This is a genomic window from Intrasporangium sp. (genome assembly GCF_039812505.1).
Classification (GTDB): Bacteria; Actinomycetota; Actinomycetes; order Actinomycetales; family Dermatophilaceae; genus Intrasporangium_A.
This window is the reverse complement of sequence record NZ_JBDIAQ010000113.1, coordinates 1-11,541: the sequence shown is the minus strand read 5'-3', so window position 1 is coordinate 11,541 and position 11,541 is coordinate 1. Positions and strand designations below refer to the sequence as shown.

The following is an 11,541-nucleotide window of genomic DNA, read 5'->3' as shown; positions in this document are numbered from 1 at the left end:
CCATGAGTGCAGACCCCGAGCTCGACGTCCGCAGCGAGCCGCCGGCCCGCCGCCACGACCTGATCCTCGGCACCTACCAGGCGCTCGAGGCAGGCACCGGCTTCGAGCTGGTCAACGACCACGACCCGAAGCCGCTCTTCTACCAGTTCGACGCCGAGTACAAGGGTCAGTTCACCTGGGACTACCTCGAGCAGGGTCCCGAGGTGTGGCGGGTGCGCATCGGGCGTCCCGCGGCCTGAGTCCCTTCTCGTCCTGACGGCACCAGGACCGAACCGAAAGGGTATGCCGCCCAGCCGAGCTGGGCGGCATACCCTTTCGTCTGCAGCGGGTCAGGCGATCGGCGCGAACCCGGCCGTGAAGTGCCGCAGCGCCGGCGGCTCGTCCGTGATGCGGTAGCCGGGCAGCGCGGCTGCGTTCTCCGCGACGCGCTCGCACACCTCGATGACGTAGTCGATGTGGCTCTGGGTGTAGGTCCGGCGCGGGATTGCGAGCCGGACCAGCTCCATCGCGGCCGGCACCTCGGACCCGTCCGGATGGCGGCCGAACATCACCGACCCGATCTCGCACGACCGGATCCCACCGGCCTCGTAGAGCGCGACGGCCACCGACTGGCCCGGGTACTGCAGCGGCTCGAGGTGCGGCGCCAGCCGGCGCGCGTCGAGGTAGACCGCGTGTCCGCCGATCGGACGCAGCACCGGGATGCCCCGCTCGTGCAGAGCGTCGCCGAGGTAGGCGGTCGAGCGGATCCGGTAGCGCAGGTAGTCGTGCTGGACGACCTCCTTGAGCCCCTGTGCCAGCGCCTCCAGGTCGCGGCCGGCCAGCCCGCCGTAGGTGGGGAAGCCCTCGGTCAGTATCAGCTGGGTGCGGCAGACCCGGGCCAGCTCGTCGTCGTTCATCGCCAGCCAGCCGCCGATGTTGCCCATCGGGTCCTTCTTCGCGCTCATCGTCATGCCATCGGCCAGGGCGGCCATCTCGCGCACGATGTCGGCGACGTCGCGCTCCCCCTGCCCGGCCTCGCGCTCCCGGATGAACCAGGCGTTCTCGGCGAACCGGCAGGCGTCGAGGAAGAGCGGCTTGCCGTAGTGCTCGCAGATCTTGCGCACTCCGCGCAGGTTCTCCAGCGAGACCGGTTGGCCCCCGCCGCTGTTGTTGGTCACCGTCACCATGACGCACGGCACGTCGTCGGCGTGCGCGGCGAGCAGGGCCTCGAGCGCGTCGAGGTCGACGTTGCCCTTGAACGGGTGCTCCGAGACGGGGTCGTGACCCTCGGCGACGACGAGGTCGACCGCGGTGGCCCCGGTCGCCTCGACGTTGGCCCGGGTCGTGTCGAAGTGGGTGTTGCTCGGCACGATCCTGCCCGGACCGCCCAGCGCGGAGAAGAGGATCCGTTCGGCGGCCCGCCCTTGGTGGACGGGGATGACATGCTCGTACGGGAACAGCTCGCGCACCGCGTCGACGAAGACGAACCACGAGGGCGATCCGGCGTAGGACTCGTCGCCGTGCTGGATGGCGGCCCACTGGTCCCGGCTCATCGCACCGGTCCCCGAGTCGGTGAGCAGGTCGATCAGGACGTGCTCGGCGCGCAGCTGGAACAGGTTGTACGACGCCTCCCGCAGGTGCTCGCCGCGCTCGGCGCGGGTGGTCATGCGCAGCGGTTCGACGGAGTGGATCCGGAACGGCTCGATGATGGTGCGGAAGGGGGCGTCGGCGCGGTTGTCAGGCATACCATCACTGTGTCCGGATGCCGCCGGGCCCGGAAGGGGCGCTGCGTGCCGTTTCGTCGGGGTGACCTTGCGATCATGGCCGCTTCAGGGTCCTGACTTCGTGATCGACAGGTGGGCAGCAAGTGGACCGGGTCGACTGGCACATCGTGGCGGAGCTGCAGACGGACGGGCGGCTCTCCTACAACGAGCTGTCGCGCCGGGTGCGGCTCTCGGCGCCCGCCGTCGCCGAACGCGTCCGACGGCTCGAGGAGTCCGGGGTGATCACCGGCTACCACGCGCACGTCGACCTCGAGCGGACCGGCCGTCCGGTGCGTGCCGTCGTCGTCATGGACTGCTACGGGCCGACCTGCCTGCTGCGCGACCCCGAGGTGAGCGCCTGGCCGGAGGTGCGTGAGCTGTACCGGGTGACCGGCCAGGGCTGCTCGGTCCTGGTCGTCGCGACCGAGTCCATGTCGGCCTTCGAGGGGCTGATCGACCGGCTCGCCCGCTACGGCCGGCCCAGCAGCAGCATGGTGCTGGCCGACCTGCTGCCCTGGAGCCCGGTGACCGAGCCGGCGGCGGAGCCGGGCGGGCCGGCAGGAGGGTAGGCTCTTTTCACACGGAAGTTCCCGTGTTTATCTGTGACCCATTCCGTTCATCTGGTGACCCACTCCCCGGGAGGAAGCATGAGCACGCCGGTCGTCGACACGCGAGAGGGCGGCCGCGCCAGCTGCGCCGACCTGACGAACACGGCCTTCGACGGGCTGGCCGCAGGGGACCGGTTCATCCTCGTGGCCGACCACGACCCGACGCCGTTGAAGTACATGCTCAACGCCGAGCGGGCCGGGCAGGTCAGCTGGACCCCGCTCGAGCAGGGGCCCGAGCTCTGGCGGGTCGAGGTCGGACGCACCTCGGCCTGACTCGCCCGCCGCACCCCTCCGACGCTCGGCGGTCCGCCGGGGACCGTACGCGCCGTTCGTGCCGCGGGGCGCGTGTTGCGTTCGTCGGAGCGGATGAGCGAGACTGCGGCCACGTCGAAATGGAGGCTCCAAGTGACCGACTACACAGTCGTTAACCCTGCTACCGGCGAGACCCTCGCCAGCTACCCGACCAACACCGACGCCGAGGTGCAGGACGCCCTCGCCGCCGCGCACGCGGCCTTCCAGGACTGGCGTGGCAAGCCGGTCGCGGAACGCGCGGAGATCGTGCGCCGTGTCGCGCAGCTGCACCGCGAGCGCCGGGACGAGCTGGCCGCGATCATCGCACGCGAGATGGGCAAGCCCCTGGCGGATGCCGAGGGCGAGGTCGACTTCGCCGCCGACATCACCGAGTACTACGCGGACCACGCCGACAAGATCACCGGCGACCAGCCGGTCGACATCCTCGGCGAGGGCACGGCGGTGATCCGCCGCTCGCCGCTCGGCGTGCTGCTGGGCATCATGCCGTGGAACTACCCGTACTACCAGGTGGCCCGGTTCGCCGCGCCCAACCTCGTCATCGGCAACACCATCCTGCTCAAGCACGCACCCCAGTGCCCCGAGTCGGCCGCGGCCATCGAGAAGATCTACCGGGATGCCGGGATCCCCGACGGCGCGTACGTCGGGCTGCGCCTGACGAACGACCAGGCGGCCGTCGTCGTGGCCGACCCGCGCGTCCAGGGCGTGTCGGTCACCGGCTCGGAACGCGCCGGCGCGGCGGTCGCCGAGATCGCCGGCCGCAACCTGAAGAAGGTCGCGCTCGAGCTCGGCGGGTCCGACCCGTTCATCCTGCTGTCCACCGACGACCTGGACGCCGCGGTGGAGTCCGCCGTGAACGCGCGGCTGGACAACACCGGGCAGGCGTGCAACGCCGCCAAGCGCTTCATCGTGTCCGAGGACCTGTACGACGAGTTCCTGGCGAAGTTCACCGCGGGCATGACCGCGGCCCGGACCGGGGACCCGTTCGCCGAGGGCACCCGCCTCGGGCCGTTGTCGTCGCTGGCCGCGGCCGAGCGGCTCGACGAGCAGGTGCAGCGGGCGGTTGCGCAGGGTGCGACGCTGGTGGCCGGCGGCAAGCGTGACGGTGCGTTCTTCGAGAGCACCGTGCTGACCGGTGTCACCAAGGACATGGACGCCTACCGCGAGGAGTTCTTCGGCCCGGTCGGCGTCGTCTACAAGGTGTCCGGCGAGAACGAGGCCGTCGCGCTCGCGAACGACACGCCGTTCGGGCTCGGGTCGTACGTGTTCACCACCGACACGGAGCAGGCGGCCCGCATCGCGGACAAGATCGATGCCGGCATGGTCTACGTCAACATCGTGCAGGCCGACGAGCCCGGGCTGCCCTTCGGCGGCGTCAAGCGCAGCGGCACCTCGCGCGAGATGGGGCTGCTGGCCGCCGACGAGTTCGTCAACAAGAAGCTCATCCGGGTCGGGCCGTAACCCGCGTCGTTCGAGGTCCGGTGCCCAGCCCTCGCGAGCCCGGGCCCGGACCTCGAACTTCTGGATCTTGCCGGTCGCGGTCTTGGGCAGGGCGACCACGACCCGGACGACCTTCGGGACCTGGAAGCCGCCCAGCCGCGACCTCGCGTACTCGGTGACGCGGGCCGGCAGCTGCTCGGCGCCGAGCCCGCCGTAGGCGGGGTCGTACTCGATGCCGAGCAGCCCGACCGCGGCTGCCTCGGGAAAGACCTCGTGCGCGGGAAAGGCCCCGTCCCGCTCCCAGCCGTCCGCACGCGGGTTGACCACGGTGTCGACGAAGTGCCGGATGCCCCGGCGAAAGACCGCGTGGTCGTCGGTGAGGCGCATGGTCAGAAGGTGGACCGTGCACCTGCCCAAAACAAGCAGGCTTGCTTGTTTTGGGTCGGGTGTGCCACGCTGCGATGTCATGACCGACATGAGCCGTCAGCCGGGGGACGCCGGGGTCCTGCGCGTCGGCAACTGCTCCGGGTTCTACGGCGACCGGCTCTCGGCGATGCGCGAGATGCTGGAGGGCGGCCGGCTCGACGTCCTGACCGGGGACTACCTCGCGGAGCTGACCATGCTCATCCTCGGCCGCGACCGGGCGCGGGACCAGGGGCTCGGCTACGTCCGCACGTTCCTGCGCCAGCTCGAGGACTGCCTCGGCCTGGCCCAGGACAAGGGCGTGCGCATCGTCACCAACGCGGGCGGCCTGAACCCGCACGGCTGCGCCGCTGCTGTCCACCACCTTGCCGGCCGCCTGGGGCTCGACGTCTCGGTCGCCGTCGTCGACGGCGACGACCTCACCGACCGGGCCGCCGAGCTCGGCCTGGGCACACCGCTGGCGGCCAACGCCTACCTCGGCGGCTTCGGCGTCGCCGCCGCCTGCCGGGCCGGCACCGACGTTGTGATCACCGGCAGGGTCACCGACGCCTCCGTGGTCGTCGGACCAGCGATCGCCCGGTTCGACTGGGGGCGCACGGAGTTCGACGCCATCGCCGGTGCCATGGCGGCCGGGCACGTCATCGAGTGCGGCACCCAGGCGACCGGCGGCAACCTGGCCTTCTTCCGCGAGATACCCAACCTGACCAGGCCCGGCTTCCCCATCGCCGAGATCCGCCGGGACGGCTCCTCCGTCGTCACGAAGCACCCCGGCACCGGCGGCGCGGTGACCATCGACACCGTCGTCTCGCAGCTGCTCTACGAGGTGCAGGACGCCCGCTACGCCGGGCCCGACGCGGTGCTGCGCCTCGACTCGGTCACCCTCGAGCAACAAGGTCCCGACCGGGTCCTGCTCGCCGGCGTTCGCGGCGAGCCTCCACCCCCCGATCTCAAGGTGTCGTGCACGAGCGTCGGCGGCTACCGGGGCGAGCTGACCTTCGTGCTCACCGGTCTCGACATCGAGGCGAAGGCCGAGCTCGCCCGGCGACAGGTCGAGGCGGCGCTCCCGGTTCGGCCCGCCCAGCTCACCTGGACCCTGGCCCGCACCGACCACGAGGACCCCGACACCCAGGCGCGTGCCGCCGCGACCCTCACCGTGACGGCCCGCGATCCCGACGAGCGCAAGGTCGGCCGAGCCTTCTCGGGCGCCGCCGTCGAGATCGCCCTCGCCAGCTATCCGGGCTGTTTCCTCACCAGCCCACCCGGCGGCGGCTCCGCCTACGGCGTCTACCGGCCCGCCTACGTGCGGCAGGAGGTGCCCGCCCACACCGTCACGCTCCCGGGCGGCGAACGCGTCGCCATCGAACCGCCTTCGGTGACAAGGCTCCTCGAGCCGCTGTCGGACGACTTGTCCACGCGCGCGACGAGCGTTCCTCACGAACCCGGCTCAGCGGCATACGAACCCGTCGTGAGCGCTCCCCTCGGGACGATCGTCGGTGCCCGCTCCGGTGACAAGGGCGGCAACGCCAACGTCGGCGTGTGGGTGCGCTCGGACGACGAGTTCGCCTGGCTGGACGAGTTCCTCACCGTCGACCGGCTGCGGGAGCTGCTCCCCGAGACGCGCGCGCTGACCGTCACGCGCACCCGGCTCCCGCGGCTTCGCGCGCTCAACTTCGTCATCGAGGGGCTCCTTGGCGAAGGGGTCGCGTATGCCGCTCGCTTCGACCCGCAGGCCAAGGCCCTCGGCGAGTGGCTGAGGGCGCGGCACGTCGGGCTGCCCGCCCGGTTCCTTCCCGCCGCCACGGAGGTGGAGCACCCATGACCATCCTGCGCAGCGCGATCGACCCGACGAGCGACGAGGCGCGGGCCAACGCAGCGGCGATGACCGCGCAGCTCGCCGAGATCGACGCGCAGCTCGCGCTCGCTATCGCCGGCGGTGGTGAGCGTGCCGTCGCGCGGCACCGCAGCCGCGGCAAGCTCACCGCCCGCGAGCGGATCGAGCTGCTCCTCGACCGCGACGCGCCGTTCCTCGAGCTCGCGCCGTTCGCCGGCTACGGCAGCCGCTTCACCGTGGGTGGCAGCGTGGTCGCGGGCATCGGGGTCGTCGAGGGGGTCGAGTGCCTGCTCGTCGCCAACGACCCGACGGTCAAGGGCGGCGCGAGCAACCCCGCATCGGTGAAGAAGACCCTGCGGATGCACGAGATCGCCCGCCAGAACAGGCTTCCCGTCATCAGCCTCGTCGAGTCCGGCGGCGCGGACCTGCCGACTCAGAAGGAGATCTTCATCCCCGGCGGCGCGATCTTCCGCAACCTCACACGGCTGTCCGCCGCGGGGATCCCGACGGTCGCGCTCGTCTTCGGCAACTCCACCGCGGGCGGGGCCTACCTGCCGGGGATGAGCGACCACGTCGTGATGATCGAGGAGCGCTCCAAGGTCTTCCTCGGCGGGCCCCCGCTCGTCAGGGCCGCGACCGGGGAGGAGTCCGACGACGAGTCGCTCGGCGGCGCCGCCATGCACGCCCGAACCTCCGGGCTCGCCGACTACTACGCGCTCGACGAGCAGGACGCGATCCGGATCGGGCGGCGCATCGTCGCGCGGCTGAACCGGCGCAAGGCGTCCGGGCCCGTGACCACGACTCCCGAACCGCCGCGGTATGCCGCCGAGGACCTGCTCGGCATCGTGCCCCCCGACCTGAAGAACCCGTTCGACCCGCGCGAGGTCATCGCCCGGATCGTCGACGACTCGGACTTCGACGAGTTCAAACCGCTCTACGGCACCTCGCTCGTCACCGGGTGGGCGCAGCTGCACGGCTTCCCGATCGGGATCCTGGCCAACGCCCGAGGCGTGCTGTTCAGCCAGGAGTCGCAGAAGGCGGCCCAGTTCATCCAGCTCGCCAACCAGACCGACACCCCCCTGCTGTTCCTGCACAACACGACCGGCTACATGGTCGGCAAGGAGTACGAGCAGGGCGGCATCATCAAGCACGGCGCGATGATGATCAACGCCGTGTCCAACTCGACGGTCCCGCACATCTCGGTCCTGCTCGGCAACTCGTACGGCGCCGGGCACTACGGCATGTGCGGCCGGGCCTACGAGCCGCGGTTCGTCTTCGCCTGGCCGAGCGCCCGCAGCTCGGTGATGGGCGCGCAGCAGCTCGCCGAGGTCACCTACTCGGTGTCGAAGGCCTCGGCGCTCGCCCAGGGCAACCCGTTCGACGAGGGGGGCGCGCTCGCGGTGCGCGCCGCGATCGAGCAGCAGATCACCGCCGAGGCGCTGCCGCTGGTGCTGTCCGGCCTGGTCTACGACGACGGGATCATCGACCCGCGCGACACCCGGTCGGTGCTCGGCATCGCCCTGTCCGCGATCCACAACGCACCGGTCGAGGGCGCGACCTCGTTCGGGGTCTTCCGGATGTGAGGCACTCGTGACGACACCGGACCCACCCACCCCTGGTCGGACGATCACCAGCGTGCTGGTCGCCAACCGCGGCGAGATCGCCCGCCGGGTCTTCGCCACCTGCCGCCGGCGGGGCATCGCCACGGTCGCGGTCTACTCCGACGCGGACACCGACAGCCCGCACGTGGACGACGCCGACGCCGCGGTCCGGCTGGCGGGCACCACGCCGGCCGAGACCTACCTGCGCGGTGACCTCGTCATCGCGGCGGCCCACCGGGCCGGGGCCGACGCGATCCACCCCGGCTACGGCTTCCTGTCCGAGAACGCCGAGTTCGCGGCAGCCGTGCAAGCGGCCGGGCTCATCTGGATCGGTCCGGAGCCCCGCGCGATCCGGCTGATGGGATCCAAGGTCGAGTCGAAACAGCTGATGGCCGAGGCCGGCGTCCCGGTGCTCGACCGCCTCGACCCGGCCGGCATCAGCGCGGCCCACCTGCCGGTCCTGGTCAAGGCCTCGGCGGGCGGCGGTGGTCGCGGGATGCGGATCGTGCGCACGCTTGACGAGGTCGGTGCCGCGGTCGGGAGCGCCTCACGTGAGGCGGCCGCGTCGTTCGGTGACCCCATGGTCTTCTGCGAGCGCTACCTCGAGGCAGGTCACCACATCGAGGTCCAGGTCATGGGCGACGCGCACGGCACGGTCTGGGCCCTCGGGGAGCGAGAGTGCTCGCTGCAACGCCGCCACCAGAAGGTGATCGAGGAGGCGCCCTCTCCCCTGGTCGAGCACCTCGGAGGGGATCTGCGCGCGCGGCTCCTCACCGCCGCGCGCAACGCCGCGGCTGCCGTGGACTACCGCGGGGCCGGGACCGTCGAGTTCCTCGCCGACGACCGGGGCCGTTTCTGGTTCCTCGAGATGAACACCCGGCTGCAGGTCGAGCACCCCGTCACCGAGTCGGTCACCGGGCTCGACCTCGTCGGCCTGCAGCTCGACATGGCGGCGGGGCTGGCCCTGCACGGCGCCGAGCCGACGATGACCGGCCACTCCATCGAGGCCCGGCTCTACGCCGAGGACCCGGCCCACGACTGGCAGCCCCAGAGCGGCACCCTGCACCTGCTCGAGCTGCCGGACGCCACGACGTCGTTCGCGATCCCCGAGGAGCATGGGATCCGGCTCGACTCGGGGGTGCGCGACGGCAGCGTCGTGGGTGTCGCCTACGACCCGATGCTCGCCAAGGTCATCTCCCGGGCACCGACCCGGGACGAGGCCGCCCGCGAGCTCGCGGGCGCGCTGCGGCGGGCCCGCATCCACGGCCCGACGACCAACCGTGACCTGCTCGTCGCGAGCCTGCTGCACTCCGACTACCTGTCCGGCGCTGCGGACACCAGGTTCTACACGCAGCACGACCCGGCCGGGCTGGCGAGCGCGGCGGCCCTGGAGCCGACGCTGGGTGCCCTCGTCGCGGCGTTGGCCGATGCTGCCCTCGATCGTGCCGACGCGGCTGTCCTGCAAGGGATCCCGAGCGGGTTCCGCAACGTGCCCGGGGGCTTCCAGCGGCGGGGCTACACGGTTCGGGCGGACGAGCTCGTGGTCGGCTACCGGCACACCCGTCGGGGCCTCGAGCTCGAGCGGCTGCCCGCCGGCACCGGCTCCGTCGCCCTGCTGGTCGCCGAGCCGGACCGGGTCGTCCTGGAGGTCGACGGGATCCGGCGCCGGTACACGGTGGGTCGCTTCGCCTCCGGCGACGTCTCCTCCGTGGTGGTCCAGGGCGCCGAAGGGAGCATCACGTTGCAGGGGGTACCCCGTTTCACCGACCCGTCGACGCGGGTGCCGACGGGCACCCTGCTCGCACCGATGCCCGGGACGGTCGTGCGGGTGGCCGCGGCTGCCGGCACCCGGGTCGCGGTCGGCCAGCCACTACTGTGGCTCGAGGCGATGAAGATGGAGCACCTGGTGGCCGCCCCCACGGCCGGGGTCGTGACCCACCTGTCAGTGGTGGTGGGCCAGCAGGTGGACCAGGGCACCACCCTCGCGGTGGTCGACGCCGCGCCGACCGAGACCGACCCCGACCAGACGACGGAGGACACCACGCCATGACCGAGCAGCCCACCGGCCCACGAGTAGCGGTCGAGACCTCGGGGGGTGTGGCCCGGATCGCCCTCGACTCGCCGCACAACCGGAACGCCCTGTCGGACCAGCTGGTGCGCGAGCTGCGGGCCGCACTGGCCGCGGCGGAGGCCGACCCCGGCGTGCGCACCGTCGTGCTGACCCACACGGGCGGCACCTTCTGCGCCGGGGCCGACCTCACCGAGGCCTCCAGCGGGCCGGTCGGCGACCCGGCCCGGGCCCGGGCCGACCAGCTCATCGACCTGCTCCGGGCGATCGTCGCGCTGGACAAGCCGGTCGTCGGGCGCATCGACGGGCACGTACGCGCCGGCGGGATGGGGCTCGTGGCGGCCTGCGACGTGGTCGTCGCCGGGCCCGGGTCGACCTTCGCGCTGACCGAGTCGCGGCTCGGCCTGGCCCCATCGGTCATCTCCCTGACCGTGGTGCCCCGCCTGACCAGCCGGGCCGCCACGGAGTCCTTCCTGACCGGCGACAAGTTCGACGCCGCGCGCGCCCTGCAGATCGGACTGGTCTCCCGTGCCGTCGATCGCTCGGACGAGGTGGATGCCGCCGTCGCCGAGTTCGTCGCCTCGTTCGCGGCCTGCTCGCCGCAGGGCCTGCGAGAGTCCAAGGCCCTGCTCAACCACCACCTGCTCGAGACGTTCGCGGCCGACCGCGAGCGGCTGGCCGAACAGTCCTCCCGGCTGTTCGCGAGCGAGGAGGCCCGCGAGGGGATGGCGGCCTTCCTCCAGCGCCGCCCGCCCCGCTGGACGAGCTGAGCCGGCCCCCCGCCATACCTCCCCGATCACCAGATGAGCACGGTCACAGAGCCCAAGCAGGACCGCAGCCGTGCGACCCGGCTGCGGATCCTCGAGGCCGCCGTCGAGTCGCTGGCCTCTCGCGGCTGGGAGGCCTCGTCGGTCGCGGTCATCGCCGCGGACGCGGGCACGAGCCGGGGCGCCCTGCAACACCACTTCCCGACCCGCGAGGACCTCATCGTCGCGGCCCTGGACCACATGTTCGAGAGGCGGTCCGAGCTCGTCGAGGCCATGACCGTGCCCGACCTCACCGGCGCGGAGCGGGTCGCCCACGTGCTGCACACCATCGTCGAGGTCTACCTCGGACCGCTCTTCGAGGCTGCACTGCAGGTGTGGACGGCGGCGGCGGCCGACGAGACGCTGCGACAGCGGATCGTCCCCCTGGAGCGCAGGTTCGGCGGCGGCGTCCACGAGATGACGGTCCGGCTGCTCGGGGTGGACGACTCCGACCCCCACGTGCGCACCCTCGTGCAGGCGACGCTGGACATGGTCCGCGGTCTGGCGCTGGCCGCCGTCCTGACCGACGACTCGCGGCGGCGCGGGCGCGTCGTCGACGCGTGGGCGGAGCAGCTCGCCCGGGGGCTCGGCCTGGCCGAGTGACGCTGTGCCGCGCCGGCCGCCCGACCACCGACAACCCGACCACGCACAATCCGACCACGGCCCGAAAGTGCGAGCCCACCCGGCCACCCGACCACGCACAATCCGACCAC

Annotated in this window: 10 protein-coding genes; 9 read left to right on the top strand and 1 reads right to left on the bottom strand. The window is 72.1% G+C overall.

Annotated features, from left to right (window positions below; genetic code table 11):
- Positions 1-239 (top strand): DUF2249 domain-containing protein (locus WMI84_RS13455; protein WP_347353977.1); only part of this gene is annotated, 239 nt, incomplete at its 5' end.
- Between the two features lie 90 nt (positions 240-329).
- Here WMI84_RS13455 and WMI84_RS13450 read toward each other — a convergent pair.
- Positions 330-1,724 carry a tryptophanase gene (locus tag WMI84_RS13450; RefSeq protein WP_347353975.1) on the bottom strand — a complete coding sequence of 465 codons (1,395 nt, stop codon included), beginning with the start codon at positions 1,722-1,724 and terminating at the stop codon, positions 330-332.
- Between the two features lie 122 nt (positions 1,725-1,846).
- Between WMI84_RS13450 and WMI84_RS13445 the strand changes: the two genes are divergently transcribed.
- From WMI84_RS13445 to WMI84_RS13410, 8 genes are all read left to right on the top strand, one after another.
- Positions 1,847-2,311 carry an Lrp/AsnC family transcriptional regulator gene (locus WMI84_RS13445; protein WP_347353973.1) on the top strand — a complete coding sequence of 155 codons (465 nt, stop codon included), beginning with the start codon at positions 1,847-1,849 and terminating at the stop codon, positions 2,309-2,311.
- 78 nt (positions 2,312-2,389) lie between these two features.
- Entirely contained in the window at positions 2,390-2,623 is a 234-nt protein-coding gene (locus tag WMI84_RS13440) for a DUF2249 domain-containing protein (RefSeq protein ID WP_347353971.1), read from the top strand.
- Between the two features lie 132 nt (positions 2,624-2,755).
- Complete coding sequence (locus WMI84_RS13435) at positions 2,756-4,120, top strand: NAD-dependent succinate-semialdehyde dehydrogenase (RefSeq protein WP_347353969.1); 1,365 nt, start codon at positions 2,756-2,758, stop codon at positions 4,118-4,120.
- Between the two features lie 445 nt (positions 4,121-4,565).
- On the top strand, positions 4,566-6,341 hold the full coding sequence (locus WMI84_RS13430; RefSeq protein WP_347353967.1) for an acyclic terpene utilization AtuA family protein: 1,776 nt from the start codon (positions 4,566-4,568) through the stop codon (positions 6,339-6,341).
- Entirely contained in the window at positions 6,338-7,936 is a 1,599-nt protein-coding gene (locus WMI84_RS13425) for a carboxyl transferase domain-containing protein (RefSeq protein ID WP_347353965.1), read from the top strand. The genes WMI84_RS13430 and WMI84_RS13425 overlap by 4 nt, the downstream gene beginning before the upstream one ends.
- 52 nt (positions 7,937-7,988) lie before the next feature.
- Positions 7,989-10,004, top strand: a complete 2,016-nt coding sequence (locus WMI84_RS13420; protein WP_347353963.1) for a biotin carboxylase N-terminal domain-containing protein — start codon at positions 7,989-7,991, stop codon at positions 10,002-10,004.
- Entirely contained in the window at positions 10,001-10,792 is a 792-nt protein-coding gene (locus WMI84_RS13415; protein ID WP_347353961.1) for an enoyl-CoA hydratase family protein, read from the top strand. The genes WMI84_RS13420 and WMI84_RS13415 overlap by 4 nt, the downstream gene beginning before the upstream one ends.
- A gap of 33 nt (positions 10,793-10,825) precedes the next feature.
- Positions 10,826-11,431 carry a helix-turn-helix domain-containing protein gene (locus WMI84_RS13410; protein ID WP_347353959.1) on the top strand — a complete coding sequence of 202 codons (606 nt, stop codon included), beginning with the start codon at positions 10,826-10,828 and terminating at the stop codon, positions 11,429-11,431.
- Positions 11,432-11,541: the final 110 nt, after the last annotated feature.

What these genes read in the sequence shown, in the direction of transcription:
- WMI84_RS13450 (WP_347353975.1), bottom strand. Translation starts at nt 1,724, where the DNA reads ATGCCTGACAACCGCGCCGACGCCCCCTTCCGCACCATCATCGAGCCG.
- WMI84_RS13440 (WP_347353971.1), top strand. Translation starts at nt 2,390, where the DNA reads ATGAGCACGCCGGTCGTCGACACGCGAGAGGGCGGCCGCGCCAGCTGC.
- WMI84_RS13430 (WP_347353967.1), top strand. Translation starts at nt 4,566, where the DNA reads ATGACCGACATGAGCCGTCAGCCGGGGGACGCCGGGGTCCTGCGCGTC.
- WMI84_RS13425 (WP_347353965.1), top strand. Translation starts at nt 6,338, where the DNA reads ATGACCATCCTGCGCAGCGCGATCGACCCGACGAGCGACGAGGCGCGG.
- WMI84_RS13415 (WP_347353961.1), top strand. Translation starts at nt 10,001, where the DNA reads ATGACCGAGCAGCCCACCGGCCCACGAGTAGCGGTCGAGACCTCGGGG.
- WMI84_RS13410 (WP_347353959.1), top strand. Translation starts at nt 10,826, where the DNA reads ATGAGCACGGTCACAGAGCCCAAGCAGGACCGCAGCCGTGCGACCCGG.